Here is a 25,613-nt window from a genome sequence, read left to right on the forward strand (position 1 = left end):
CTCAGCCGTTCACAGTCGTTCTCAGTCGTTCGCACCGGTTCTCCGGCCGTGGCGGCGGTTGTTCAGTCGTTCGCGACGATCGGGTACCGCGGTTCGTTCTCGGCCATCTGTCGCAGCGCGTCCTTGCGCTCGCGCTTGGAGAGGCGGTCGATGTAGAGGTACCCGTACAGGTGGTCCGTCTCGTGCTGCAGGCAGCGCGCGAAGTAGCCCGTCCCGCGCACCTTGATCGGGTTGCCCTTCTCGTCCTGCCCGGTGACCTCGGCGTAGTCGGGCCGGGCCAGCGGCGCGTACGCGGTCGGCACGGACAGGCAGCCCTCGTTGCTCTCGTCCAGCTGGCGCCGCTCGGCGGGCAGTTCGACGAGCACGGGGTTGCAGATCACGCCCGTGTGCCGCTTGCCCTCGTCGTCGGGGCAGTCGTAGATGAAGACCTTGAGGTCGACACCGATCTGGTTGGCGGCCAGGCCCACGCCCTCGGCGGTGTGCTGGCTGGCGAACATGTCGTCGACCAGCGCGGCGAGGTCGTCGCCGAACTCCGTGACGTCCTTGCACTCCTTGTGCAGCACCGGATTCCCGACGACCGTGATGGGCCGGGAGGTGCCGCGCTCGCGGTAGGCCGCCTCGCGCTCCTCCGGGTTCTCGGTGTCGATGACGAAACCGTCGTCGTCCACGGGGAGCACGCCCACGTGCTGCTGATCGGTGTCCTGCTGCGCCATGACCGACGTATGCCTTCCTCGGAAAAACGGGGGGGTTGTGATGCTGATACAGGGTACGGGGGGCGCCTCCTGACAGGGGCGCGGGGAACTGCGGACCGGCCGCGGACCGGCCTCAGCCCGCAACTGGTCCTCGCACCCCTAACAGACCTCTTCCAGATCCCGCCAGTCCCGGGAGTCGGGGCTGTCGGCGACCCACCCGTCCAGCAGTCCCCTGACCAGGGAGGCGGGCGCCGCGAGGCCGCACTCGCGCTCCGGCACCCACAGCTGCCCGTCGGTACGGTGCCCGAGAGGGCCGGGATGCCCCGGCTCGCTGTGGTCGTGCGGGTCGAGGTGCTCACCGTCGCCCTCGTCGGACGGCATCCGGGACTCGGAGCACATCCGGCAGAGCAGCCGTACGGACGACGACCAGTCCTCGGCGGCGAAGCCCGCGTCGGCCGCGAGCCGCTCCAGGGCGTCGCGGTCGTCCTCGGTCTCGGCCTCCAGCAGCACGACCCAGGTGGGCACCGGCGAGGGCGCCCACAGCTCGATCTCGTCGAAGACGGGATAGGAGTGGCCCGCGGCGGTCGTCCGCTCCCCGTGGGGCACCCCGTCGTGCAGCACGACCTCGCCCCAGCGCCGTCCGGACGACGGCAGCGGGATGGAGAGGACCTCGATGCGGGCGGGGTCGAGCCGCCGCCCCCACACGACCTCGGCCTCGCCCTCGGGCGACAGCCGTACGGCCGCGCTGCCGAGGTCCATGCCGACCGGCTCACCGGTGCCGAAGGCACCCGCGCCGGCTTTGGGCCGGGAGGGGCTGCCGGGCACCCGCAGGCCGTACGCCTGCCAGGCCCGCCGGGCCAGCGGCCAGTCCTGGAGGGCGGTCGCCGCGATTCCCACGTTCCACCAGTCGGGGGCCCCGGTCTCCCGGTCGAGCAGGGCCACGGCCCTCAGCCCGGCCGCCCGCGCCTGTTCCCAGTCGTGCCGGAACTTGTGCAGCAGCGCCAGGTTGAACCAGGACTCGGACAGCCAGGGTTCCAGGTCCGCGGCGCGCGTCAGCAGCGCCCCCGCGTCCTCGTACCGGCCATCGCCGATCAGTGTGAACGCGCGGTCGGTGGCCTGCCGCCATGAGGCGGAGGGCCGGTGCCGTCCCTTGCCGAAGATCCTCACGATTCCCGCCTGCCAGTTCGTTGAAGAGCGTGCAGCCTCGGGCTGGACTGTGCCCCCTGATGTCCTGTTCCTCGCATCCAACCACGTACGGTCGGACGGGCGCTCATTACCCATGGGTTACCCAGCCAGGGGCAAGGTAAGACCGTCTCTCGCCAGCACCCTGGCCAGCGACTCGACGACCTCGGGCTGATAGTCGCGTGCGGTGCCCAGCCGCAGCTCCTCCAGCGCCTTCAGGGGCCCGCCGGGGCCCGCTTCCCGGGCCTTCTCCTCGTAGGCGTTGACCGCTCTCACGATTCTGGCGCTGACGGGCTGTTCACGGTACGGGTCCGCCTGGCGTTCCACCACGACGGCGACCTCGGCGTCCACTCCCGTCTGGCGGACCACGGCCCCGCCGAGCAGGGCTATGCGCCGCTGGTCGGCGGGGGCGAGGGTGGCTGTGGCGCCGGCGGGCACGGGGTCGACGAGTGAGAGCTGGCCGATGTCGTGCATGAGGGCCGCGTACTCCAGAACGGTCAGCTCGGGTCCGGAGAGCCCCAGCTCACGGCCCACGGCCCGGCTGAGCGCCGCCACCCGCCGGGCGTGCCCGGCCGGGGTGTAGCCGGCGATCTCGGTGGCCCGCGCAAGGGAGGCGATGGTCTGCCGGTAGGTGGTCCGCACGGCCGCGTACCGCCGGAAGGACAGCTGCGTGAGCAGCAGCGGCAGGGAGAAGACGGGCAGCGCCCACAGACCTGCGACGGCGACCGCGAGGGCCATCACGGCTCCGGTCGCGCAGACCGCCGACCCGATGCCGAGCGTGCCCCGCAGCTCGTCGCGCAGCAGCGGTCCGAAGGGCCACCGGGTCCGCGCGTGTGCCATGGCCGCGGCCAGCACGGCGTCCCACAGTGCGGTGAGCACGAGCAGCGCGACGACCAGCGCCGCGTACGAGGGCCCGCCCCCGGCCCATTCCTGGAGCCTGCCCCGGCCGTAGAGGGGCTGGAAGCAGACGGCGGCGAATCCGACGGTCAGGACGCGCCGGGTGAGATGGTCGGCGGTGGGTCCGCGGCCCTTGGCCACGTGCGGTACACAGCCCAGCAGGGAGGCGCCCGTGACCACGGCGACGATCTGGGGGACCCCGTCGTGGGTGGGGTGTCCGCCGTTCTCCCCGAGCAGCGCGTAGGCGAGGGCTCCGGCGGCGGCGAGCGGCGCCGACTCCCGCTCCTCGGCCCCGCTCCACCGGGCGAGCTCCCCCACGGCGATGAGCACCCCGAAGGCGAGCGCGGCTCCGCGCTCGTCGATGCCGTGCCACAGGGTGACGGCGAGGGCGAGGACGGCGAGAACCGCGGCGGCGGCCCGGACGAGCGTGAGGGCGAGCGGAGCGCGGGGGACGGTCATGTCCTGGGCCCGCCGACGGTTCCCCGACGGGTTTCCGGTCCGGCGGGAGCGTGCGGGGCCGGCACGCGGGGCTCGGCGTGCGGCGGTGTCTCGTCCGCCGTCACCACCGGGTGCCATCCCTGCCGGACGAGAGCCCGCACGAACGCCTCCACCATCCGCGGATCGAACTGCGCCCCGGCACACCGCTCCAGCTCCTCCAGCGCCACCGCGACGGGCCGGGCCCGCCGGTACGACCGGGTCGACGTCATCGCGTCGAAGGCGTCGGCCACCGCCACCACCCGGGCGAACTCCGGAATCTGGCCCCCCTTCAGCCCGTACGGGTAACCGCTCCCGTCGAGCCGTTCGTGGTGGTGGAGGATCGCCGACCGGGCCTCCCCGAGGAATCCGATACCCCGGACCATCTCGTGCCCGTACTCGGGGTGCAGCTCGATCACCCGGCGTTCCTCGGGTGTCAGCGGCCCGTCCTTGCGCAGCAGCCGGGTGGGAACCCCGAGCTTGCCCACGTCGTGCAGGATCCCGGCGAACCTGAGCACCTCGGCCCGTTCGTCGTCCATGCCCAGTTCACGCGCGATCATCATCGACGCCTGCCCCACCCGCTCACTGTGCCCGCGCGTGTAGCCGTCCTTGATGTCGACGGCCTGCACGAGCGCCCGGATGGTCGCCCGGTGGGCGGCCCGCTCCCGGTGGTACTGCGCGAACACCCACCACGACACGTACATCGGCAGCAGTACGAGCAGCGCCGCGGCCGGCCCGTACGGGCTGCGCCAGAGCACGGCCATCATCAGTCCGGCGAGCCCGTGCACGACGACGGGGGCGAGCGAGCGCAGGAACAGTCCGCGCCATGCGGCCCGTACCGGCACCCGCTCGGCGAGCGCCAGGATCCCCCCGTCGAGCAGGGTCAGGGTCGCGCAGAACGCCACCACGGCCGCCCCGGCGGTCACGAGGGCGTAGGGAAAGTCGGAGGTGACGACCGCGTCCCGCCCGCCCAGTGCCCAGTGGACCTGCGAGGCGGCCCACGCGGCGAGCGCCAGTTGCGCGGCCCGCCACACCCGTCGCAGCCACCGCGGCCGCTGCTCGACCCGGGCCAGCAGCGCCCCCGGCAACGGCACGAGCGCCGCGGCGGGCGGGGGCAGCAGGAAGGCCGCGGCCAGCATCACCGGCGTGTGCCACCTGAGAGAGGCCCCGGAGTCGCCCGGGCCCCCGGTGCCCTCGGGCTTGTGGTCACCCCTGAAGCGGCTTCCGGCGAGCAGTTCGCATCCCGCGCAGAGTGCCGCGAACAGCGCCACGGCTCCCCACGGGGCGTGGGTCGCCGAAACCGGCACGGCACAGAGGACCGCGCCGAGTGCGGTGCAGGCGACGTAGACACGCGCCCACGGCGGAACAGACCGCATGGCGCTCCCCTCCCGGTGGCCCGGACTCGTTGTGCCGACCGGGCAGGCCCGCCCGGCACAAGCCCCGTACAGGCTTCGGGACATGGACGATAGGACGGCCGGGCGCGGCCCGGGGCGGGCATCGGGCGATTGGTTGGGCGGCGGGCAGCAGATTCGCCCGTTCGAGTGAGCCGTGCGCTCGTGCGAGGCCGCGAGCGCCTGTACGGCCGGACGCTCGTACGAGCCCACACGTCGCCGCACGGCCCGACGCCCGTGCGGGACGACCCGAGCTCGGGCGTGACCGACCGCCGCTCTCGTGCACGCCCCGAGCTCGTACGAGGCCGCATGCCCCACCGCACGGCCCGAGGATCTGCGGGATGGACCGGGGGTCGTGCGGGGCAGGCCCGCAGGTTGTACGAGGCCACGCGCCCCGCGCGGCCCAACGGTCCTACGGAGCGGTCCGAAGCTCGTACGGGGCAGGTCCGGGACCTGTACGAGGCCACACGCCCCGCGCGGCCCGACGCCCGTAACGCGACCGCGCCGGCCTCCTGCGGGGCAGGCCCGAGGGTTGTTCGGGCCACACGCCCCGCGCGGCCCGACGCCCGTCCGAGACGGCGCCCGCACCCGTGCGGGGCCACTTGCTCCTGCGCGGCCGTGCCCTCAGCGGGCCGGGTCGTGGCCGCCGCGAATGCCCTGTCGGTGCAGTGCGTCCCGCCGGCGGGTCACTGCGCCACGTCGGCCGCGAGTGCCTGGTTCAGTTGCTCCACCGTGGCGGGCGACTCCCGTTGGAACGCGGCGATGTCGAGGCCGTCGTCGCCCATGACGGTCAGCAGTGCCCGGTCGCCGACGGCCATCACGATGACGTGCCCGGAGCCGCACCTGGCCACCACCTCGCGCAGCGCGCCGACACCGGCCTGGTCGGCCATGCGGCGTCCCACACCGAGGGTCGCCGCGGCGAGCGCGGCGACCGACTCGGCGTGGACGGAGTCCGTGTCGGCGACGACCAGGAGTCCGTCCGCCGTGGACAGAACGCTCTCGGAGACCCCCATGACCCGGTCGCGCAGCGAGATCAGGATCTCGGTGAGGGGATTGGGCGGCGGCTTCTCGCTCATGGGGCTCCTTGCTGCGGGCATGTGTGGTCGTGGTGCGGTCCGAACGGCGTCAGTCAGGTTCCGGAAGTGCTCTCAGGCCCCGGCGGACTCGGCGCAGCATGTCGATGGAGGGCTGGTCGGCGGCGAGTTGCTCGGCCGACAGCGGGGGCATGGCGAACGGCGGCGCCCCGGCGGACCCGCCGTCCGCGTCCGGTCCGGCGCCGGCCCGCGCCGCCTCGCCCCGCACGGGCAGCGAAGGCTTGTCCGCCGCCGGGGCACCGGAAGACGCGGAGGCCGAGCCCCGACCGTCGGTCGCCCCCTCCGGCCCAGGACCCGATCCGGCACCGGCGCCCGATTCAGGCACCGCCCCGACGCCCGGCCCCGTCGCGGGGTCCGGTTCTGGAGCGGGGTCCTGCACTGGCGCCGGGTTCGGCTCCGGTTCGGACTCCGACTCCGCTCCCGGTTCGGGCTCCGGTCCCGGCTCGGACTCCGGTCCCGGCTCGGACTCCGGCTCCGGCTCCGGCTCCGGAATGATCTCCGGACTCGGCCCGCCGTCCGGTTCCGGCCCTGGCTCCGGATGCGGCCCGGTCTCCGGCTCAGGCACGGTCTCCCGCCCCGGCGCCGCCGCCTGCCCAGGCTCCTGCCCCGGCCCGTCCCCCGCTGCTCGTGTCCGGCGTTTCGCGGTGCGCCCCGGTTCGGCGTCCGTGCCCCGTCGGCGGCGCTGCGCCGCCCGACGTCTGCTTGAGCTCACAGGCCCCCTTGCCCCCAGCTTTTCCCCGCGGGAAAGGTGCCCGCGCCTCGTCCCTCGGCGGACCCCTTGCCCGACGGGCTCTCCCGTGCCCGGCCGCCCCCCGCCCGCGAGGCACCTCCAGGTGTACGCCTCGGCAGCGGCGCGGCCTTCGCGGCGGGCGCGGCCGACCCGTTCGGTGTCTGCGTCACGGCGGCGTCCCGGCCGGGCAGTACGCGCGGCGCGGTGCTCGGCCGCCCGCCGGTCGGCCCGCCCGCCTCCCACCGGATGAGTTCCAGCGCTTCCAGACGGGTCAGGTCCAGCATGACCGCGTACAGGCCGCGTCCGAGCACGAAGGACATGTCCCGCGCGGTACGGCGTCCGTTGACGGCGCTCAGTACGGAAAGGTGGCGGTGCGGCAGCCCATGGCGCTGTCCGGCGTCGGGAGCGGGCCGGACCCGGGCGAGCTCCCCCGGTGACCCCCAGGGGCCGGCCAGCCGTGCGATCCGCCGCGTGGTCTCCTCGGTCAGCCGCCGGGGCTCCACACCGGGCCCGGCGAGGAGAGTCGGCTCCGGGTCGCCCAGCGTCCAGCCGCCGGGCGGGCCCAGCGCCATGGCGAAGGCCGCGTCGAACACGGCCGCCGTGCACACGATCTCCAGTTCGGCGGCGCCGACCAGGCCGGCGTCCACCAGATGCCCGCCGAGACGGTCCGTGTCGCGCTGCGCCGCACAGGCGGCCAGCCAGGCCTCGTCGTCGATGCGGCCCGATGTGAGCAGCACCGACGTGGCGGTCGGCGCGCCCGGCGACTCGACCGCGCCGATCAGCCCGTCCCTCAGGTGAATCGTTCCGCCGGGGGAACCGGAGACCCGCACGGTGCCGCTGTAGCCCTCTTCGCGCAGACTCTGCAGCAGCGCGGGCAGGTTGCGTGCAGCGGCTGCCGTCATGCGAGCACCTCGGCGACCCGGTCGCCGAGACTGCGTGTGGCGAGCGCCAGGTTGGCGCGCTCCCGGTCCATGCCCGCGGCCAGCAGCAGCGGGTCACCGGCCGGCCGGGGGACGGAGAGCAGCACCTGATGACGCAGCCTGCTGGTGGTGACCACGCTCTCCAACTCCCCCTCGGCGCCCGCCCGTCCCAGCCGTTCGGCGATGAGGGCGACGAGTTCGGCGCACTCCGCGCCGTCCCCCGCCTCGTCGGCGTCCCCGGCCACCCCGTAGGTGAGACCGGTGACCGCGTCGACCAGGGCGACGCCGGTGACTCCGGGGGAATCGAGGAGCCGGGCCAGTGAGGCACCTACGGCGGTCGTCATTTCCCGTTTCCCCCTTCACGTCCGGACGTCGCACAGTACTTTGAGCTTCAACTTACGCAACAGGCTACAAAGTTGATGTTTTGTGGCGCACAAGTCGCTTGTGTTCGATCGTAGTTGTACGGACAACGACCGGTCAGCGTCACTGAGGAATTGGGGCAACATGAACATCGAGACCGCGCTCAAGGAAGCCATGGCCGTGGACGGCGCCCTCGGCGTCGCCCTCGTCGACTACGACAGCGGCATGTCGCTCGGCACGCTCGGCGGCGGGCCGTCGCTCGACCTGGAACTCGCGGCGGCGGGCAACACGGAGGTGGTGCGCGCGAAGATGCGCACGCTGTCCTCGCTCGCCATGGACGACGCCATCGAGGACATCCTGATCACGCTGGGCAGGCAGTACCACCTGATACGCCCGCTCACCACCAGCGGCGGAACGCTCTTCCTCTACCTCGCGCTGGACCGGGCCCGCAGCAACCTGGCGCTCGCCCGGCACAGCCTGAAGAGGATCGAGAGCGGGCTGGAGGTCTGACACCGCTCCCAGGAGCCGGACCGGGGACGACCGGTCCGGCGCCGGGACGCCCGGCCCTCGACCGGCCACCCGACGGGTCGTCACCGACCGTCGGGCGGACGGGAGTCGTCAGCCTTCGGCGGCGGCACCGCGGACGTCGGTGGCCGTGATCTCGTGCTCGGGCACGGCCTGCCCGGAGCGGATCAGCTCGATGCGGCCCATGACCTTCGACCGCAGGTCGGTCGGCACGTCGTCCTGACCGCAGCACCGCTTGACCAGCTTCTTCACGGCCTGCTCCAGGCCGTACTTCTCAAGGCACGGGGAGCACTCCTCGAAGTGCACCTCGAACTTCGTGCAGTCCGCGTCGGGCATCTCGTGGTCGAGGAACTCGTAGAGATGATCGAGTACTTCACTGCAGTCCGTCTCGTGCGGCTCTCCGCAGCTCATGAGCCCGAGCCTTTCGTTCCGTCCGACTCTCCGGCGCCCGCCGGGACCAGGCCGCGGTCCTTGGCGTAGTCCTCGAGCATGCCGCGCAACTGACGGCGGCCCCGGTGCAGCCGGGACATCACCGTACCGATGGGTGTCCCCATGATGTCCGCGATCTCCTTGTACGCAAAGCCCTCGACGTCCGCGAGATAGACGGCGATGCGGAATTCCTCGGGGATCGCCTGCAGAGCTTCCTTGACGTCCGAGTCGGGCAGGTGGTCGAGCGCCTGCGACTCGGCGGAGCGCAGACCGGTCGACATGTGCGACTCGGCACGCGCGAGCTGCCAGTCCTCGATCTCCTCGGCGCCGGAGCGCTGGGGCTCGCGCTGCTTCTTGCGGTACGAGTTGATGAAGGTGTTGGTGAGGATCCTGTACAGCCACGCCTTGAGGTTGGTGCCCTCGCGGAACTGGTGGAAGGACGCGTACGCCTTCGCGTACGTCTCCTGCACCAGGTCCTCGGCGTCGGCCGGGTTCCGCGTCATGCGCAGCGCGGCCGAGTACATCTGGTCGAGGAACTCCAGCGCGTCCCGCTCGAAGCGCGCACTGCGCTCGGCGGTCGACTCACTGCTGCCCGTGTCCTCGGGCTGCTCCGCCTGGCCGTTTTCGGTCCCTGCGTCGGTCCCTGTGACCGGACCCACCTCCTCCAGAGTCTGGGCGGGGCCGAAACCGGTCCCACCTGAATCGGAGAATAGACGACCGGCGGTCGCGGCGGCTTGCCGATCCGGTCCGCCCGCCGCCCGAACAGGCGCGGTCTTCGCCGCGGACAGCACGGACCACTCCAGGTCAGCGCTGCTGCTACGGCTCGGGCAGATGGTCGAACCCATGCGGCGGACTTCCTCTCGTACGACTTCTCACAGCACGCTCCGTGCTGTCTGATCCGCACAACAGTGCTCCGGGGCTCGGCATTCCCCGGCTCATCCGAGTGACGAGGTCCACATCAGGACACCGTCCGTGACGGTCCGCAGGGACTGGTCCTGATCGACCGGGGCACGCTTCGGGACGGCGAACCCGTGATCGCCGTAGGGCACCTCCACGAGCTCGTACGAGCCCGCCGGGAACTCCTCGGGCCTGCCGAAGGGGTCGTTGCCGCCCTGGACGACGAGCGTGGGCACCCCCGCTCCCAGCAGTTCACCGGCGCGGGACTTCTCCGGCCTGCCCGGCGGGTGCAGGGGGAAGCTGAGCGCGAGGACGGCGTGGGCACCCAGTTCTGCGGCCGTGCGGCAGGCGACCCGGGCCCCGGCGCTGCGTCCGCCGGCGACGACGGGGAGCCCGGGCTTCGCGACCAGGGGCCACAGGCCCCGCCACCCGGCGTCCAGCGTCCTGGGGGCGGGCGCCAGCTTCTTGCCCGCCACCCGCCAGGGCTGTTCCACGAGGGCCACGGTCACACCGTGGCCGGGCAGAGCGGCGGCGAGGGCCCGGAGGTCGCGTGCCTCGATCCCGCCCCCGGCGCCGTGGCTGACGGCGAGCACCAGCCGTGCCTTCTTCGCCCGGTGCCAGGTGACGCGGGCCGTCCCCGCGTCGGTGTCGACCGTTTCGATGATCTCCGTCACATGCGTCACATCAGAAGAGTGTGCCCTCCTCGGGCCCCTCCAGCTCCTTCAGCAGCTCCGGGCCGTTGTTGCGGACGTTGCTCACCGCCGTGGAGACGGGATAGGCCCGCATCAGACCCTCCGGCGGCGGCGCGAGCAGGGCGCGCAGGTCCTCGACGTCCGTGCGGGAGGGGTCGAGCCAGGCGTCCCAGCGGTCCGGGGTGAGCATGAGCGGCATCCGCGGGTGGATGTCCGCGAGGGTGCGCGGGCCCTCCTCCGGGGCGACCGCGAGCGGGGCGGTCTCCGCCTCCGTGGTGATGACGGAGCACGTCACCCACCAGGCCCGCGGGTGGTCGTCAGGAAGCGTCTTGTCCCGCCAGAACTCGTACAGTCCGGCCATCGCGAAGACCGAGCCGTCGGCGGGGAGCACGAAGTACGGCTGCTTGCGGGGCCTCTTCTTCTTGCCCTCGACCTCCAGGTCGCGCTCGCCGGTACCGGTCACCCACTCGTAGTAGCCGTCGGCGGGAATGACGCAGCGCCGGGAGGAGAAGGCCCGCCGGAAGGAGGGCTTCTCGTGGACGGTCTCGGCCCGGGCGTTGATCATCCGGGCGCCGCCCTCGGGGGTCTTCGACCAGGAGGGGATCAGCCCCCACTTCAGCCGGCGCAGCTGCCGAACCGGCCCGGGGTCCTCCGCGTCCTTAACAGGGCGGTCCAGGACCGCGTAGACCTCCTTGGTCGGAGCCACGTTGAAATCGGGGTCCGGAGTCTCCTCCGGCTCCCACTTCTCGATCTCAAAGATTCCTGCGAGATCCTCGGGTCCACGACTCGCTGCATACCGTCCGCACATACGTGCCACACTGCCAGATTCCATATGCCCCTAGGGAGCCCACGCAACAATGGACAGCACCGCGGCCACCTCGTTGGCCACCCTCTGGGACGAGGTCTTCGGGAGCCAGCCCGACCCCGACACCTGGGTCGTCGTCGTCACGCTGGCCGCCGCGCTGGCCGTGGTCGTCCCGCACCCGCTCTGGCGGCTCTCGCGCAACGCCATCACCATCGCCCACGAGGGCGGCCACGGTCTGGTCGCACTGCTCACCGGCCGCAGCCTCAGCGGCATCCGGCTGCACTCCGACACCAGCGGCCTCACGGTCAGCCGCGGCAAGCCGACCGGTCTCGGCATGATCCTCACGGCGGCGTCGGGCTACACCGCTCCCCCGCTGCTCGGTCTGGGCGGTGCCGCGATGCTGGCCGCCGGCCACATCACCGCGCTGCTCTGGCTGGCCACGCTGCTGCTCGTGGCGATGCTGGTGATGATCCGCAACGCGTACGGCGCGCTCACGGTCCTGCTCACCGGCGGCACGTTCGTGGTGGTGTCCTGGCTGGCCGGCCCGCAGGTGCAGGCGGCGTTCGCGTACGTCGTCGTCTGGTTCCTCCTCCTCGGCGGCGTCCGTCCGGCCTTCGAGCTCCAGGCCAAGCGCAGCCGGGGCGGGGCGGGCGACTCGGACGCCGACCAGCTGTCCCGCCTGACGCATGTCCCCGCGGGCATGTGGTTCTTCCTGTTCCACGCGGTGTCACTGTGCTCCCTGATAGGCGGCGGCAGGTGGCTGCTGGCGCTGTGAGCCGCTCCCCTCGCAGGCGCGCGAGCCGCGCGGGCGCCCGCCCACGCCCCGCAGCCGCCCGGCCGCCCCTCCCGCCGAGCACTCGGGCGCGCCCCGCGGCACGGTTTCACCGGATTCGATCAAGATCCCGGCCAGTGCCGGACCATTAAAGTGAAGGCATGCCCGTTAACCCCGCACACACCGCCCTCTGGCCCGCCCCGCACGCGAGCGGAACCGTCGACGCGACGGTCCACGTGCCCGGGTCCAAGTCGGTCACCAACCGCGCGCTCGTCCTCGCCGCCCTGGCGGCCGAGCCCGGCTGGCTGCGCCGCCCGCTGCGCTCCCGCGACACCCTCCTGATGGCCGGTGCCCTGCGTGAGATGGGCGTGGGCATCGAGGAGGGCGTGGGTCCCGACGGCTCCGGCGAGGCATGGCGTGTCATCCCCTCGGGTCTGCGCGGCCCGGCCACCGTCGACGTGGGCAACGCCGGCACGGTGATGCGTTTCCTCCCCCCGGTCGCCGCCCTCGCCGACGGGCCCATCCGCTTCGACGGCGACCCGCGTTCGTACGAGCGCCCGCTGAACGGCGTGATCGACGCCCTGCGCGCCCTCGGCGCCCGGATCGACGACGACAGCCGCGGCGCGCTGCCACTGACCGTGCACGGCGGCGGGGCGCTGGAGGGCGGCCCGGTGGCGATCGACGCCTCCTCGTCCTCGCAGTTCGTGTCGGCGCTGCTGCTGTCCGGCCCGCGCTTCAACCAGGGCGTGGAGGTCCGGCACACGGGCTCGACGCTCCCCTCCATGCCGCACATCCGGATGACCGTCGACATGCTGCGGTCGGTCGGCGCCCAGGTGGACACCCCGGAGTCGGGCGGCGAGCCGAACGTCTGGCGGGTCACGCCGGGCGCGCTCCTCGGCCGTGACCTGACGGTCGAGCCCGACCTGTCGAACGCCCAGCCGTTCCTGGCGGCCGCCCTGGTCACCGGTGGCCGGGTCGTCATCCCCGACTGGCCGGCCCGCACCACCCAGCCCGGCGACAGGCTGCGTGAGATCTTCACCGAGATGGGCGGTTCCTGCGAACTGACCGACCGGGGACTGGAGTTCACCGGTTCGGGCTCGATCCACGGCCTCGACGTGGACCTGGGCGAGGTCGGCGAGCTGACCCCTGGCATCGCAGCGGTCGCGGCCCTCGCCGACTCCCCCTCCACCCTGCGGGGCGTGGCGCACCTGCGGCTGCACGAGACGGACCGGCTGGCCGCGCTCACCAAGGAGATCAACGAACTGGGCGGCGACGTCACCGAGACCGCGGACGGCCTCCACATCCGCCCGCGCCCGCTGCACGGCGGGACCTTCCACACGTACGACGACCACCGCATGGCCACGGCCGGCGCGATCATCGGCCTCGCGGTGGAGGGCGTACGGATCGAGAACGTGGCGACGACGGCGAAGACCCTGCCGGACTTCCCCGACCTGTGGGCCGGAATGCTCGGGAACTGACGGGCGGACCAGGATCATGCGCCGATACAGCAAGAACACCGACGAGGACGACATCCGCCACCGCCCGAACCGCAAGGGCAACCGTCCCCGTACGAACATCCGCCCCAAGCACGAGGAGGCGGTCCTGGGCATGGTCCTCACCGTCGACCGGGGCCGCCTGACCTGCCTGGTGGACGACCGGGTCGTCATGGCGATGAAGGCCCGCGAGCTGGGCCGCAAGGCCGCGGTCGTCGGCGACCGGGTGGCCATCGTCGGCGACCTGTCCGGCGAGAAGGACACCCTGGCCCGCATCGTCCGCATCGAGCCGCGCACGTCGGTCCTGCGCCGCACGGCCGACGACGACGATCCGTACGAGCGGGTGGTCGTCGCCAACGCCGACCAACTGGCCGTCGTCACCGCCCTCGCGGACCCCGAGCCCCGCCCGCGCCTCATCGACCGCTGCCTGGTGGCCGCGTACGACGGCGGCCTGGATCCCCTGCTGGTCCTGACGAAGTCGGACCTGGCCCCGCCCGACGAACTCCTGGAGCTGTACGGGGCGCTGGGCGTCCCGTACGTCGTGACGAGCCGCGAGGAGCTGGAGAGCGGCGAGGCGCTGGACCGCGTGCACAAGCTGCTGGACGGCAAGATCACGGCGTTCGTGGGGCACTCCGGTGTCGGCAAGACGACGCTGGTCAACGCGCTCGTGTCGCGTGAGCGACGGCGGTCGACGGGTGTGGTCAACGCGGTCACCGGCCGCGGCCGGCACACGACGACGTCGGCGCGCGCGATCCCGCTGCCCGGCAACGACGGCTGGGTCGTCGACACTCCGGGCGTCCGCTCCTTCGGGCTGCACCATGTGGACCCGTCGCGGGTCATCAAGGCGTTCCCCGACCTGGAGCCCGGCACTGAGGGCTGTCCGCGCGCGTGCAGTCACGACGAGCAGGACTGCGCGCTGGACGAGTGGGTGGCACAGGGTCACGCGGATCCGGCCCGCCTCTACTCGCTGCGCCGGCTGCTCTCGACGCGCGAGCGCCGCGAGGGTGACTGACCGGCACCTGATCGTCGCGTGACCTCGGTGTTGTTTGCGCCCCCGCTGCGACGGTAAAGGCATAATCGCACCAAGCGGTACGCAAGCGAGACGAAGCGGTCACGGAGCGTGGGAGGGCATCACATGGCGTGGCTGCTGGTCGTCGTGGCGGGGTTCCTGGAGACGGGTTTCGCCGTCTGCCTCAAGCTCTCCCACGGCTTCACGAGACTCTGGCCGACGGTGGCCTTCTGCATCTTCGCGCTGGGCAGTTTCGGTCTTCTGACCCTGTCCCTGAAGAAGCTCGACGTGGGCCCCGCCTACGCGGTGTGGACGGGCATCGGAGCTGCGGGCACCGCCATCTACGGCATGATCTTCCTCGACGACCTGGTGTCCACGCTGAAGATCGTCTCGATCTCCCTGGTGATCATAGGAGTCATCGGCCTTCAGCTGTCGGGCTCGAGCCAGTAGGCCCGCACCGCTCCGCCACCGGTCCGTAGCCGCGCACCCGGCCGCGTCAGACCACGGACCGCACGGTGGCGAGCGCGTCCCGGACCATCCCGGCCGTGCCGCCCTCCCCGGCGGGGGCCAGCACGCACGACACCCCCAGCCGCACCGCGAGTTCGCAGGCGCGGGCCAGCTCCGCCGCCTCGGACTTCGACCCCCCGGGCCCCGCCAGCGAGGCGACGGCCCGGTCCCGCACCAGTGCCACGAAGTCCCCGGGCGAGGGCAGCGGCCCGTCGGCCCGCCGCTGGGCCGGCACCGCCGAGGACGACGGCACGGCGGACAGGGTCGGCGAGGGCAGCCGCTCCCCCCAGCATCCCGTGAGCATCGCCCGCACCAGCGCGTTGCCCCGGGCCGCGGACGCCGTCCACTCGGCAGCCGCGGCCAACCGCTCCCGGGGCTCCGCACGGCTCACCAGGGCCCGCTCCACCCCCGCGAGATAGGCGTCGGCCTCCCGTCGTACGAGCGCCCGGGCGAGGCCTTCCTTGCTCCCGAACTCGTTGTAGAGGGTCTGCCGGGACACCCCGGCCACGGCGGCCACGTCGACCATCCGCACGGCGGACCACGGACGGCGTCCGAGCGCCGTGTAGGCGGCGTCCAGCAGGGATTCCCGCGCTGCAGGCATCGTCGCCTCCCTGGGGCGATCGGCTCTGCGCTTCAGAGTTGACGCGGACGGGGGCACTGTCAAGGGTTCGCGGCATCACCGGGGAGCGCGACCGCACCCCGGTGCGCCCCTGCACGGGCGCGGGGCGGTGCGGGCCCACGGGACGCGGGCCGCCGGCACCGGCCCGCGGTCGCGGTCGCGGTACAACCTCGGCCTCTCCCCCCGTTTCCCGGGGACCGACCCGGAAGATACGGTTCGCTCATGCTCGACTATCGCGATGACCTGCGCCTCGCCCATGTCCTGGCGGACGCCGCCGACGCCGCGACGATGGACCGGTTCAAGGCGCTCGATCTCAAGGTCGAGACCAAGCCGGACATGACACCGGTGAGCGAGGCCGACAAGGCCGCCGAGGAGTTGATCCGCGGCCACCTCGGGCGGGCACGTCCACGCGACGCGATCCTCGGCGAGGAGTACGGCGTCGAGGGCACGGGCCCCCGCCGCTGGGTGATCGACCCGATCGACGGCACCAAGAACTACGTCCGCGGTGTGCCCGTCTGGGCCACGCTGATCGCGCTGATGGAGGCGGGCGAGGGCGGTTTCCAGCCGGTCGTCGGGGTGGTCTCCGCACCCGCGCTCGGCCGCCGCTGGTGGGCGTCGAAGGGCCACGGCGCGTTCACCGGCCGCAGCCTGTCGTCCGCCTCCCGGCTGAAGGTCTCCGAGGTCTCCCGCATGCAGGACGCCTCGTTCGCATACTCCTCGCTGGGCGGCTGGGAGGAGCGCAGCCTGCTGGACGGGTTCCTGGACCTGACCCGCGAGGTGTGGCGCACGCGCGCGTACGGCGACTTCTGGCCGTACATGATGGTCGCCGAGGGCTCGGTCGACATCTGCGCGGAGCCCGAGCTCTCGCTGTGGGACATGGCGGCGACCGCAATCGTGGTGACGGAGGCGGGCGGCTCCTTCACCGGCCTCGACGGCCGCCCGGGCCCGCACAGCGGCAACGCGGCGGCGTCGAACGGCATCCTGCACGACGAGTTGCTGGGGTACTTGAACCAGCGCTACTGACGCGACTTACGGCCTGACCTGCGCGTTCCTCCTATCCTCACCCCTCCTGGGCCGTCGTGGGGCCGTCATCGGTCTTCGGGCCGTCCTCAAACGCGCGGTTCACCGCCTCCCGCGTGCGCTTCTCGCTGCTCGGCATGAGGTGCGTGTACGTCCGCAGGGTGAAACCGGGGTCATGGTGTCCCAGGTACTCCGACAACGCCTTGATGCTCTCCCCCGCGTCCAGCAGCACGGACGCGTAGAAGTGCCTCAGCGCGTGCATGCCGTTCTCCCTGCCGCGCGGGACACCCGCCTTGTCTAGAGCGGGCCGCCACGCCTTGAGGTTGAAGCTGCAGCGATTCACCGCGCGCCCCTCGGCATTGGGAAAGAGCAGGGGCGCCGTGACCGGTGGACCGTCGACCGACCGCCACGGCAGCGTCACGGCCAAAGGTGAGTACTGCGCGATATGAGCCTCCAGCGCGCGAGCGACGCTCTCCGGCAAAGGGACCGTACGCGCCTTGCCGCCCTTGGGAAGCGCGAACACCTGCTTCGTGGAGATGAGCTTGACCTGGCGAACGATGTGAACGACCCCTTCAACGAAGTCCACATCGTCAACGGTCAGGCCGAGCACTTCGCCCTGCCGCATGCCGCACCCGCCGGCCACATCCACCATGGCCCGGTACCGCTCCGGCAGTGCAGACCGCACGGCCAGCACACGCTCAGGCACCCACGGCGCGATCCGGCGAGGTTCCGGCTTGGGCGCCTTCACGGACGACGAACGGCACGGGTTGTGTGGGATCAGGCGATCGTCGACAGCGGCCGCCAACATCGCGTTGAGGTTCGCGAAGATGACCCGCTGATAGGCGGGGGCCAATCCCCCATCTTCGAGCTTCCGCAGCCACTCACGGATGTGGATCGGCCTCAGCGAGTCGAGTGAGCGGCTCCCCAAATGCGGCAGGACGTGCAGCCGAATGCGCGTCTCGGTACTCACAAACGTGCTCGGGTCCATCGTGAGGGAGGCCAACCACCGTTCGGCGTGCTGCCGCACCGTGAGGCGGCCGGCACGCGGGTCAATGTACTGCCCGCGCGACATGTCCGCCTCGATCCCAGATAGCCACTTCTCTGCAAGTCGCTTCTGCCCATCAGGGAAGCTCTTGGACTTCTCGGTGCCGTCAGGGCCGATGTACCGGGCTCGGTAGCGCAGGCCGCTTCCGTGGCGGTCGCTCTTGACGCGGACGGTCTTGCCTTCGGCGTTGGTGTCGGTCTTGAACCAGCGGTCTTGGATGTGGCCTGCCATGTGGCGGCGGTCCTCTCGACACGCAGCAGGGAGAGCCGCCGGATGACGGCTCTCCCTGCTGTCTGCGGTGGGTGTTGGGTCAAGCGGCGTTCTGGTCGGTGCTCTTGCGCTCGGCCACGTGGGCAAGCACGTCGGTGGGGTCGTAGCGGATGTACTTGCCGATGCGGAATCCGGGCGGCCCCACGCGCTTCCTGCGCCACTGGTAGACGGTCTCTTTGGGCACCTCGAAGATTTCGGCGATGTCGTCGGGGGTGAGGTACCGATCGGGCAGGCCGCCGCGAAGGGTGGCGCGGGGGTCGGACTGAGCGGAACTGGTTCGGCTCATGGGGTTCCTCGGAGGTTGAGGCACGTCGGCTTCGAGGTTCTCGGGCTCTGTGTGTGTCCGAGGTTCGGATTTCTGCGTCACCGCGTCACCAGCGTCACCCGAGGCTCTGACCTGCGGGTTTTGGTGACGCGACCGTTCAGGGCTGCGTCACCGGTGTGTCACCGGCTGCGTCATCGGGTGACGCAGGTGACGCAGGATGACGCAGAGTCGGCCGTCTGCGTCATCGCTGTTGGCGCAGGTCAGCGGCCGGATTTCGGGCCGGGTGACGCAGATGACGCAGCGTCTTCCTACTTAGGACAAAGAAGGGGCTGCCTGTAGTACTTCGGTGCGCCTCACAGCGTGAAGAAGGAGCCGCTGCGCGGCGCGACCTTGGGGCGGCGTTCCGCCGAACAGCAAGAGGAGCACGTGCTCTTCTTGCTGTTCGCTTGAGCGTGCGGGTCGTGGGTCAGAACGCCCGCGTCTGCTCGGGTGGAGGCAGGGTCAGGGCGACTGTGCGGGTCATTTCGAGGTAGCGGCCCGCTTTGGTGCGGCCCGAGTCGATGAGGACGCCCCGGGCGGCCAGGGTGGGCTGTAGGCGCTTGAGGCGGTCGGAGAGGACTTTGCCGGTGGTGGGCCACTTTGGGCAGGGGACGGCCGTCGTTGCCGCTGTAGAGGTGGCTGAGGCAGGCGAGCCACTCGATGGACGTCATCTGCTGCGCTGCGCCCGGCTCGATGGTCTCCGCGTGCTGGAGGACGGTCTGCGCGAGGAGGTCACCTTCGATCACGTCGTCGTTGAGGTCGTCGAGACTGGCCCGGTACGCGGGCAGTGCCCCGAGGCCGGTGGCGGCGTCGAACTGCGCGCACAGGTGGGCGAAGTCAGCCATCCGCAGGTCGGTGGGGGTCTCCGCGTCCACGGCGCGGACCTTGACGGTGAGGTCCAGGAGCGAGCCGAGGACGACGGGCAGTACTTCCGCGTAGTCGGCCCACAGTTCGGCTTCGGTGCGCCGGACGCGGGGCCGCTCCAGCCGCAGCGGCAGGAGCCGTTCCGCGAGGTCGGGGCGGATGACGCCGACGTCGATTCCGGTGAGGAGCAGGGGGCGGCGGTAGCCGACGCGGAACACGTCCCCGTCGGTGAACAGGGCCCGCTTGACGCTCTCGGCTCCGGTCACGATGCAGCACATCGCATCCGACAGGTCCGGCGTCATGTGGGACAGGTTGTCCAGCGCGGTGACCCATCCCGCCGCAACAGCCGCGATCAGGTTCTCCTCATCCTTCGGCGCCCGCCGCAGGTCACCGCTCATGCCCTCGATGATCCGCACGAGCATGCGACCCCCGGTGGACTTGCCCGCTCCCTGGGGCCCGGTGAGGAACGGCGCGGGGACCGGCACGGACGGCCCGAGGCAGCCGATCAGCCATGCGATGGCCAGGCATTCGGTCTCGGCGTTGGCGAAGTTGCACAGCCGCATCAGCAGATCGATGCCCTTGCCGTCGGTGTCCTTGACCGGCAACGGGAGTTCCCCGGTGAGCTGGGTGCGTCGCCAGCAGACTTCACGCGGGTCGGGGGTGAGGATGTCCCAGCCCGACGGGTGGATGCGGACGGACTGCCCGTCGTCGCGGCCCAGGTCCAGCCACGTGGCCCCGTCGAATCCGGGGGCGACGCGGATGTTCACGGCGTGCGTGTCCGCGTCCAGCGCGAGGGCTTCGATGAGGTCCAACGCCTCTTTCATCGCGGACCCGTTGAACACGCCGCGCCCGTCCTTGAACAGGCCGACCATGAGTTCCTGCCGGTGGCTGCCTGTGGTGCCCTGAGAGCGCATCGGGCGGGCCACGGGGTGCCCGTTCTTCTGCGCGTAGACGGTTCCGTCGGGGGTGCGGAAGTACCGGAAGTGCGCCTGTGCGTAGTCGGTGATGACTTCGCGGCCGGGGGTCTTTTCGTCCTCAGACATGCTGAAGTCCCAACGTGGTCAGGGCGTTGGTCCACGCATCCGTGCAGTGCCGGGGCGATTCGCCCTTGGCCTGCGCTGCGGTGAACAGGCGCGCGGTGTGCGTTTCGGTGAGGCAGCCGCACCGGCCGTGCGTGGACAGCACCGCGAGGAACGTCCGGTAGACGGTCGCGTGCACCGCACTACGGGCTTCGGTGATGCGCTGCTCCGCCATGGCGATGCCACGGTCCAGATAGGTGGGAGTGCGGTGCGGACACTCCCCGCCACCGGCCGGCGCGGGCACCGTGACGGACACCGGACGGGTCGGGCCCGGCTCTTTCACGGTCAGCGCGCGCACGGCGTCGGGCAGGGCCGTCATGGTGCCGGTACCGGGCCCGAGGTAGCGGGCGTAGGCCATGGTCGACTTGATGTCGACGCCGGGCCGTACGGCGTTGGCGGACGGCATGGACCCCAGGTAGAGCCAGTGCTCACCGCGCGTCGTCGGCATGGTTTGCGTGGCGGGCAGGGTTTCGCGGGCCCATGCGATGGCTTCGGCGTGGTCCAGGTCTACGACCGTCAGCCAGGCTCCGCCCGGGTGATAGGCAACCGCGCTCGCCTGCACCCAGGCACGGCGCCACATGCCGGACTGGATGACGTCCGGGTCCGTGGTCGCGGCGGCCCAGCCGTGGCACGGGTACGGGCAGGTGCAGGGGCCGGGGGTCTTCATGTTCGGCCGGCCACCACACGCGTTGTCGGTGCAGCGGCGGCAGTTGCCGAACGGCACCTTGCCCACCCGCAGCGGCAATACGGGGATCTGCGAGGCGGCCAGGTCGAGGGCGGTGCGCAGGTGCTCTCGCCGAATGTCGGTCGGTTGGGTCATGCTGGAGGTCTCCAGTTCCTAGACGTGCTGGATTGGCGGCGGCCCCGGTTCTTGGTCGGATGGGGGCCGCCGTTGTCGTTCGCTGGAGGGGTCAGGCCGCTTGCTGGCCGGGCAGGAGCCTGCCGTCGGCGGTCCGGTGCAGGGCTCCGCTCGCGGTGAGTGCCTTGATCTCGCGGGAGACGGTGCCCTTGTTCAGCCCGGTCGCATCCGCCACGTCCTTCGCGGTGCGCGCCCCGGACTGAACGGCGGCCAGCACCTTGTCCCGGTTGGATGCCGCCCCGGACGGTGCGGGCGTGTCCTTGACCAGGTGCAGCGCACGCGGCGACTGTCCGCCGGAGGCCTGGTCGGGGGTCCAGATCGACTTGGGCAGTGCGCGGACGCCTGCGTCGTCGAGGGTCCAGGTGCGCAGCATGCGCGGGCCGTAGCCCTTGAGGTAGCCGTGGCCTCGGTACTCGCGGCCGTCGGGGATCTGGTGCGGGGCGTAGTGCGCGCAGTCGTCCAATGCGACCTGTGCCTGTGTCGTGCCGGCCACCCGCAGCGAGAACCGCGTCAGCAGGTTGGGCGCGATCAGCTTGTGCACGCCCGGCGCCCCGCCGTCGGTGAGCGGGTACTGGGTGGCCCACCACAGAACGACACCGCGCGAGCGACCGAGTGAGGACAGCTCGATCAACCGTTGCAGCCGGTCCTTGTCCTTGGTGATCAGGGCCAGGATCACCTGTCCCTCGTCGACGACGACGGTGAGCTGTCGGCCGTCCCACACGCTGATCCCGCGCTGTTTCATGTCGACCTTGCGGCGGTTCATCTCCGCGTGTGCCTCGTCGACGGCGTCGGTGATCTCGTCGCGTTCTACGGCGACGCGGCACGAGTGCTCCCAGATGTTGGCTTCTTCGCCCTCGATGAGCAGCAGGTCTCCGCGCAGGTGGGCGGTCGCCATGAGGGGGCGGAACGACCAGGACTTGCCGGTGCCGGACGCGCCGGACACCAACAGCCGCTCGTCGAACGGGATCAGGACCTCATCCCCGGTTTCGGTGTCCAGAGCGAGGCTCATCATGAGCGGGTCGGACGGGATGCGGTCCGGGGTCCACAGCGAGGAAACGCCCGCGGCTGCCGAACGAGTAGCCAGGGTTACGACGGCCCACCCGCCGCGCGAGGCAGAGGTGATCCGGATGCGCAGCGCGGTGCGGGCCCCGAGCAGTGCACGGACCGAATCGGCCTTGTCCGCGAGCGTCTTGACCGTCCACGTCCCATCCAACCGGATCTCGCACCGGATGCCGCCCGGCTCCATCGCCGGAGGCGTCGTCACCGTGCCCGACAAGCCACGGTCGGGAGCGTGCTCCACCCAGTACGAGGGGTCGAGCCGCTCCATGAGCTGACGCTCTTCCAGCGACACCGACTCATCCACCACCACCCGCAGCTTGCGCCGCCCGAGCGCGAGACCGGCCACGTTCGCCCCGATCAGCGCGGCCGAGGTGGCGGCCGGCCACAGCGTCAGATGCGAGGCGGACATGACCACGGACGTGACGACCGTGGGCACGGCGTGCAGCGCATGCGCCTGAATCGCGCGGGCCTTGAGCGTGCTCGGGTAGTTCACCCGCGCGGCCTTGAGCTTGGCGCGGGTGTCGCGCTCGTGCCGCGCGGCTGCCTTGCTCGCCACCCGTGCGGCACGGCGGCCGGCCGCGAACGGATTGTTCGACGCGGCGCGCGCGGTGAGCTTCTGCGACTTGGCCGTGGACAGCGTGGACCGCGCGGCGTTGTGCTCCTTCTGAGCACCCATGAGCGCCTTCAAGTGCTCCGGGGTGCGCAGCTTGTTTCGCCGGTCCGCCTCAAGATCCCAGCGGACTGCGAACGGCACGCACACGGGGGTGAGCGAATCCAGCGCGCTGTTGGTGGTGTTGGCGGTGGTCGACCATGCTTGCTTCCAGTCCACGAAAGGGTCCTCCTAGACCGTGGATGAGGGCCGGTGCGCCGTCGCATGGCGTCACCGGCCCGCCCGAGTTGCAGGGAGCAGCGCTGTCGGTTGCGCCGACAGCACCGGTTGAACCCCCGCAACCACATCTGACCTGCGAAGTTGCAGAGTTGAGCAGTGGGGAGGGGTGGGGGCCCTACGCGCCCGCGCGCGTAGGGCGGCGGAAAATCGGGCCGTGCAACCCCCTCACGGGACCCTGAACGGCCGTTCACGGACCGGGGTATCTCGACCCACACGGAAGGGGGTCCGGGCGCTCTCCGGGCCGCCTACGGCTCCCGGCTCTTCCCGGGGGCGAGCGGGGCCGTAGACGGCTCGTGCCGGGCGCCGTCCCGTTCAGTGTTTGGGGCGGGCGAGGCGCAGCGTGATGCCGCCGATGCCGATGGGTCCGGCGGTTTGGGCGATGACCGTGACCGTGTGCGCGGCGGCGTCGAGCAGCGCGCACAGGGCGGCCACCAGTCCCCAGCACCCCACGGCGGCGGCACCGGCGATGACGAGGGGGAACAGGTAGTGGCGCAGCGGTCGGCCGGTGTGGTCGGTGGTGTGGACGACGATGACGACCGGTTGACCGGTGGCTTCGGCGCGGCGGTAGGCGTCGGCGGGAATGTGCGGGGCGATGATCCCCGGCGGGTCACGATGTGCCATCAGGGCTCTCCCTCACGATCAGTTGGAGTCGGCACCGGTACACAGGCAAAGAGCCACTGGCCGGTGCGGTGGTCATCAGCGGCCCGTACCGGCGAGATCAACCGGCACGCCGTTGACGGGCCCGCGCAGTTCGGCATACCGGGTCGAGACCCAGCCCACCGACCAGCCGCATAGCTCCGCTGCGGTCCGCACCGACATGCCCTCCGCACGGGCGGCGGCCACGATGGCGCGCGCGTCGTCCTCGGGGAGCTTGTCCGTGACGGGGCCGGCGGACAGCAGAGCGGCGCGTTCACGCGCGGCCTGCTCCTCCCGCTCGGCCTGTTCACGGCTCTCGCGCTCGGCACGCTCCCGCTGCTCGCGTTCCGCGTGCTCGGCGGCCACTCGTTCACGGCGTTCACGGTCCCGCTCACGCTGTTCACGCTCACGGTCCACGCGTTCACGCTGCTCGCGCTCGGCCCGTTCCCGAGCCTGCTCACTCTCGCGTTCCTCGCGCCGGACGGCGGCCTCCCGCTCGGCCTGTTCACGGACCATGCGGGCTTCGTGCTCACGCTGTTCACGCGCCAGCGCCGCCGCATGCTCGCGTTCCTCGCGGGCCCGCCGGGTAGCCTCATCCCGCCGCTCGATGGCGGCGCGTTCGCGGGCTTCCCGCTCGGCTTGCTGCTTGGCTTCCAGTACCAGAACGGCGGCAGTGATGGCCCGCCGGTAGGCGAGTCCGGTCTCCGCCGTGACGATCAGCAGGAGCGGCGCGACCGCATGCACAGCCACGCCCACCAGGTCGTTCTTGAGCGCGGAGTCGGCGACGTTGAGGGCGAGGGTCATGCAGCCGGTCATCCACCGCAGGGCGATGGGCCACCGTCCGCCGTTGCCCCCGAGCCGGGCGAGCACCGCGTCCAGCCGGACCACGATGACCACGGCGGCATCCACCACGAGGGGAAGGATGGGTGCGGTCCAGTCCCACTTGTCGGGGGTGTGCTCGGCCGCGAGCGGGGTGACGGTGAGGATCGAGTAGAGCATGGCGCCCGCCACGATCAGCCACGTGCCGACCGACAGCGCGCGCTCCGCTGAACGGATCTGAACGCCGTTCATACGCCCACCCCCGAGCGTGAACGCACCCGGATCGCGGCGATCAGGACGACCGGGGAGGCGGGGTTGTCGGGGGTCTCGCGGTCCTCGGTCCACGTCCATTCAGCGCCTGGTACCGGCTCGAAGCCGAGCACGCTGAGCGCGTCCGTACGGTCCGTGAACGTCGGGACCGTGTGCCCGAACCGGTGCTCCGGCCACCTCTCGCAGGTGTTCAGCAGCACCACGTACAGACGCCAGAAGCCCTCACGGGCGGACATCTGCGCGGTGAACTCCCGCGCCGTCTTCTGTCCGTTCACGCCGTGCCGCCCCGGTGCGTGTCCGCAGCCTGGTTGGCCAGCTCGCGGCGGGCGGCCAGAACCCGGCGGTGGGCCCGCCGGATGCGGCGGGTGTCCAGCTCGTTCGGGGCGTGGTTCAGGGCGATGATCTGCGCGTCCAGCAGCTCGACGCCGGCCAGGATGACCGGCATCTCCCGCTCAATCGCGTCCAGCTCCGCAGCCGTCGGCTCGCGGTCGAAAAAGTCGGCGGTAACAACCGCCTGAACAGCACCGATGTGCTTCATGGGTCGTAGTTCCCTTCACAGAGGAACGGCCCGAACGCGGTCCCCGGGTTGCCCCCCGGGGACCGCTCGCCGTTGAAGTCGGATGTCCGGCTCCCCTCAGCGCTGCTCGTACGAGACGAGCAGCGGAGGCAACCGGCCGCAGCGAACTGCGGTGGATGAGTGGTCTCTTTCGGGGACACGACTGCCGGATCAAGGAACAGCTCGCTAGGGCCCCGTTGCAGGCAGCGACCTGACCTTTCGGTCTGCCATCCGGACTGCCAAGGGATCGCCCGCCGTGAGACAGACGACTGTCCGGTGCCCTCCCCCCGTCCAATGCGGGGCTCCTGGTCATGCGTTGTTGCAGGTCAAGCAGCCAAAACAGCCACTCCCCGAACTGCCTAGGGGGGGTTACCGCTTCGCTTGCTAGGTACCGTAGGCAAACCCAAGGCTGCGCGCAACCCCCTCTCGCGATACAGTTCGTTAGCCCCCCTAGG

Annotated in this window: 26 protein-coding genes and 1 pseudogene; 6 read left to right on the forward strand and 21 right to left on the reverse strand. The window is 71.5% G+C overall.

The features are described from left to right. Positions 1-62: 62 nt before the first annotated feature. From def to O1Q96_RS38160, 7 genes are all read right to left on the reverse strand, one after another. Positions 63-713: a peptide deformylase gene (def, locus tag O1Q96_RS38130; RefSeq protein ID WP_269252459.1), complete on the reverse strand. Its 651-nt coding sequence runs from the start codon at positions 711-713 to the stop codon at positions 63-65. A 138-nt stretch (positions 714-851) separates the two neighbouring features. Continuing rightward, positions 852-1,859 carry a tetratricopeptide repeat protein gene (locus tag O1Q96_RS38135; RefSeq protein ID WP_217453170.1) on the reverse strand — a complete coding sequence of 336 codons (1,008 nt, stop codon included), beginning with the start codon at positions 1,857-1,859 and terminating at the stop codon, positions 852-854. A 117-nt stretch (positions 1,860-1,976) separates the two neighbouring features. After that, positions 1,977-3,230, reverse strand: coding sequence for an HD-GYP domain-containing protein (locus O1Q96_RS38140; protein WP_269252460.1), 1,254 nt, complete (start codon positions 3,228-3,230; stop codon positions 1,977-1,979). After that, positions 3,227-4,621, reverse strand: a complete 1,395-nt coding sequence (locus O1Q96_RS38145) for an HD-GYP domain-containing protein (RefSeq protein WP_269252461.1) — start codon at positions 4,619-4,621, stop codon at positions 3,227-3,229. Before O1Q96_RS38145 ends, O1Q96_RS38140 begins: the two co-directional genes overlap by 4 nt. A 701-nt stretch (positions 4,622-5,322) precedes the next feature. Next, entirely contained in the window at positions 5,323-5,712 is a 390-nt protein-coding gene (locus O1Q96_RS38150) for a roadblock/LC7 domain-containing protein (protein ID WP_269252462.1), read from the reverse strand. 726 nt (positions 5,713-6,438) lie between these two features. Next, positions 6,439-7,362: a hypothetical protein gene (locus O1Q96_RS38155; protein WP_269252463.1), complete on the reverse strand. Its 924-nt coding sequence runs from the start codon at positions 7,360-7,362 to the stop codon at positions 6,439-6,441. Next, positions 7,359-7,724 carry a hypothetical protein gene (locus O1Q96_RS38160; protein WP_269252464.1) on the reverse strand — a complete coding sequence of 122 codons (366 nt, stop codon included), beginning with the start codon at positions 7,722-7,724 and terminating at the stop codon, positions 7,359-7,361. The genes O1Q96_RS38155 and O1Q96_RS38160 overlap by 4 nt, the downstream gene beginning before the upstream one ends. A gap of 160 nt (positions 7,725-7,884) precedes the next feature. Between O1Q96_RS38160 and O1Q96_RS38165 the strand changes: the two genes are divergently transcribed. Further along, a complete protein-coding gene (locus O1Q96_RS38165; RefSeq protein WP_217453166.1) occupies positions 7,885-8,250 on the forward strand; it encodes a hypothetical protein in 366 nt (121 codons plus the stop codon). Positions 8,251-8,358: 108 nt separating this feature from the next. Here the strand turns inward: O1Q96_RS38165 and rsrA are convergent, their stop codons facing one another. The 4 genes from rsrA to O1Q96_RS38185 form a co-directional block, all read right to left on the reverse strand. Next, the gene (rsrA, locus tag O1Q96_RS38170) at positions 8,359-8,676 is read right to left on the reverse strand and encodes a mycothiol system anti-sigma-R factor (RefSeq protein WP_217453165.1); all 318 of its coding nucleotides are present in this window, start codon (positions 8,674-8,676) and stop codon (positions 8,359-8,361) included. After that, on the reverse strand, positions 8,673-9,353 hold the full coding sequence (sigR, locus tag O1Q96_RS38175; RefSeq protein ID WP_217453164.1) for an RNA polymerase sigma factor SigR: 681 nt from the start codon (positions 9,351-9,353) through the stop codon (positions 8,673-8,675). Before sigR ends, rsrA begins: the two co-directional genes overlap by 4 nt. Before the next feature lie 276 nt (positions 9,354-9,629). After that, the gene (locus O1Q96_RS38180; protein ID WP_269253890.1) at positions 9,630-10,265 is read right to left on the reverse strand and encodes an alpha/beta hydrolase family protein; all 636 of its coding nucleotides are present in this window, start codon (positions 10,263-10,265) and stop codon (positions 9,630-9,632) included. A gap of 10 nt (positions 10,266-10,275) precedes the next feature. Continuing rightward, a complete protein-coding gene (locus O1Q96_RS38185) occupies positions 10,276-11,091 on the reverse strand; it encodes an SOS response-associated peptidase (RefSeq protein ID WP_269252465.1) in 816 nt (271 codons plus the stop codon). 49 nt (positions 11,092-11,140) lie between these two features. On the opposite strand from O1Q96_RS38185, the gene O1Q96_RS38190 reads away from it, so the two are divergent. From O1Q96_RS38190 to O1Q96_RS38205, 4 genes are all read left to right on the forward strand, one after another. After that, positions 11,141-11,863 carry a M50 family metallopeptidase gene (locus O1Q96_RS38190; RefSeq protein WP_269252466.1) on the forward strand — a complete coding sequence of 241 codons (723 nt, stop codon included), beginning with the start codon at positions 11,141-11,143 and terminating at the stop codon, positions 11,861-11,863. Between the two features lie 158 nt (positions 11,864-12,021). Next, positions 12,022-13,338, forward strand: a complete 1,317-nt coding sequence (gene aroA, locus O1Q96_RS38195; protein ID WP_217453159.1) for a 3-phosphoshikimate 1-carboxyvinyltransferase — start codon at positions 12,022-12,024, stop codon at positions 13,336-13,338. 16 nt (positions 13,339-13,354) lie between these two features. After that, positions 13,355-14,365 (forward strand): ribosome small subunit-dependent GTPase A, encoded by a 1,011-nt coding sequence (gene rsgA, locus O1Q96_RS38200; protein ID WP_269252467.1) that lies wholly within the window; start codon positions 13,355-13,357, stop codon positions 14,363-14,365. Between the two features lie 123 nt (positions 14,366-14,488). Next, entirely contained in the window at positions 14,489-14,812 is a 324-nt protein-coding gene (locus O1Q96_RS38205; RefSeq protein WP_269252468.1) for a DMT family transporter, read from the forward strand. A 46-nt stretch (positions 14,813-14,858) separates the two neighbouring features. On the opposite strand, the gene O1Q96_RS38210 is transcribed toward O1Q96_RS38205, so the two are convergent. Continuing rightward, positions 14,859-15,470: a TetR/AcrR family transcriptional regulator gene (locus tag O1Q96_RS38210; RefSeq protein WP_269252469.1), complete on the reverse strand. Its 612-nt coding sequence runs from the start codon at positions 15,468-15,470 to the stop codon at positions 14,859-14,861. Between the two features lie 240 nt (positions 15,471-15,710). Here O1Q96_RS38210 and hisN point away from each other — a divergent pair, with 240 nt between their 5' ends. Next, positions 15,711-16,511: a histidinol-phosphatase gene (gene hisN, locus O1Q96_RS38215; protein WP_217453155.1), complete on the forward strand. Its 801-nt coding sequence runs from the start codon at positions 15,711-15,713 to the stop codon at positions 16,509-16,511. Between the two features lie 37 nt (positions 16,512-16,548). On the opposite strand, the gene O1Q96_RS38220 is transcribed toward hisN, so the two are convergent. The 9 genes and pseudogenes from O1Q96_RS38220 to O1Q96_RS38260 all read right to left on the reverse strand — a co-directional run bounded on the left by O1Q96_RS38220 (position 16,549) and on the right by O1Q96_RS38260 (position 25,140). Next, positions 16,549-17,784 (reverse strand): tyrosine-type recombinase/integrase, encoded by a 1,236-nt coding sequence (locus tag O1Q96_RS38220; RefSeq protein WP_269252470.1) that lies wholly within the window; start codon positions 17,782-17,784, stop codon positions 16,549-16,551. 79 nt (positions 17,785-17,863) lie between these two features. Continuing rightward, positions 17,864-18,109 (reverse strand): helix-turn-helix domain-containing protein, encoded by a 246-nt coding sequence (locus O1Q96_RS38225; protein WP_269252471.1) that lies wholly within the window; start codon positions 18,107-18,109, stop codon positions 17,864-17,866. A gap of 445 nt (positions 18,110-18,554) precedes the next feature. Further along, a pseudogene (locus tag O1Q96_RS38230) lies at positions 18,555-20,034 on the reverse strand (ATP-binding protein). Next, positions 20,027-20,890 (reverse strand): bifunctional DNA primase/polymerase, encoded by an 864-nt coding sequence (locus O1Q96_RS38235; RefSeq protein WP_269252472.1) that lies wholly within the window; start codon positions 20,888-20,890, stop codon positions 20,027-20,029. Before O1Q96_RS38235 ends, O1Q96_RS38230 begins: the two are co-directional and overlap by 8 nt. 91 nt (positions 20,891-20,981) lie before the next feature. Further along, complete coding sequence (locus O1Q96_RS38240; RefSeq protein WP_269252473.1) at positions 20,982-22,817, reverse strand: ATP-binding protein; 1,836 nt, start codon at positions 22,815-22,817, stop codon at positions 20,982-20,984. Between the two features lie 372 nt (positions 22,818-23,189). Continuing rightward, on the reverse strand, positions 23,190-23,498 hold the full coding sequence (locus O1Q96_RS38245; protein WP_269252474.1) for a hypothetical protein: 309 nt from the start codon (positions 23,496-23,498) through the stop codon (positions 23,190-23,192). Positions 23,499-23,573: 75 nt separating this feature from the next. Continuing rightward, on the reverse strand, positions 23,574-24,584 hold the full coding sequence (locus O1Q96_RS38250; RefSeq protein ID WP_269252475.1) for a DUF2637 domain-containing protein: 1,011 nt from the start codon (positions 24,582-24,584) through the stop codon (positions 23,574-23,576). Then, a complete protein-coding gene (locus O1Q96_RS38255) occupies positions 24,581-24,877 on the reverse strand; it encodes a DUF6303 family protein (protein WP_269252476.1) in 297 nt (98 codons plus the stop codon). The genes O1Q96_RS38250 and O1Q96_RS38255 overlap by 4 nt, the downstream gene beginning before the upstream one ends. After that, the gene (locus O1Q96_RS38260; protein ID WP_269252477.1) at positions 24,874-25,140 is read right to left on the reverse strand and encodes a DUF6284 family protein; all 267 of its coding nucleotides are present in this window, start codon (positions 25,138-25,140) and stop codon (positions 24,874-24,876) included. Before O1Q96_RS38260 ends, O1Q96_RS38255 begins: the two co-directional genes overlap by 4 nt. Positions 25,141-25,613 lie beyond the last annotated feature (473 nt).

The organism is Streptomyces aurantiacus (assembly GCF_027107535.1).
GTDB lineage: Bacteria > Actinomycetota > Actinomycetes > Streptomycetales > Streptomycetaceae > Streptomyces.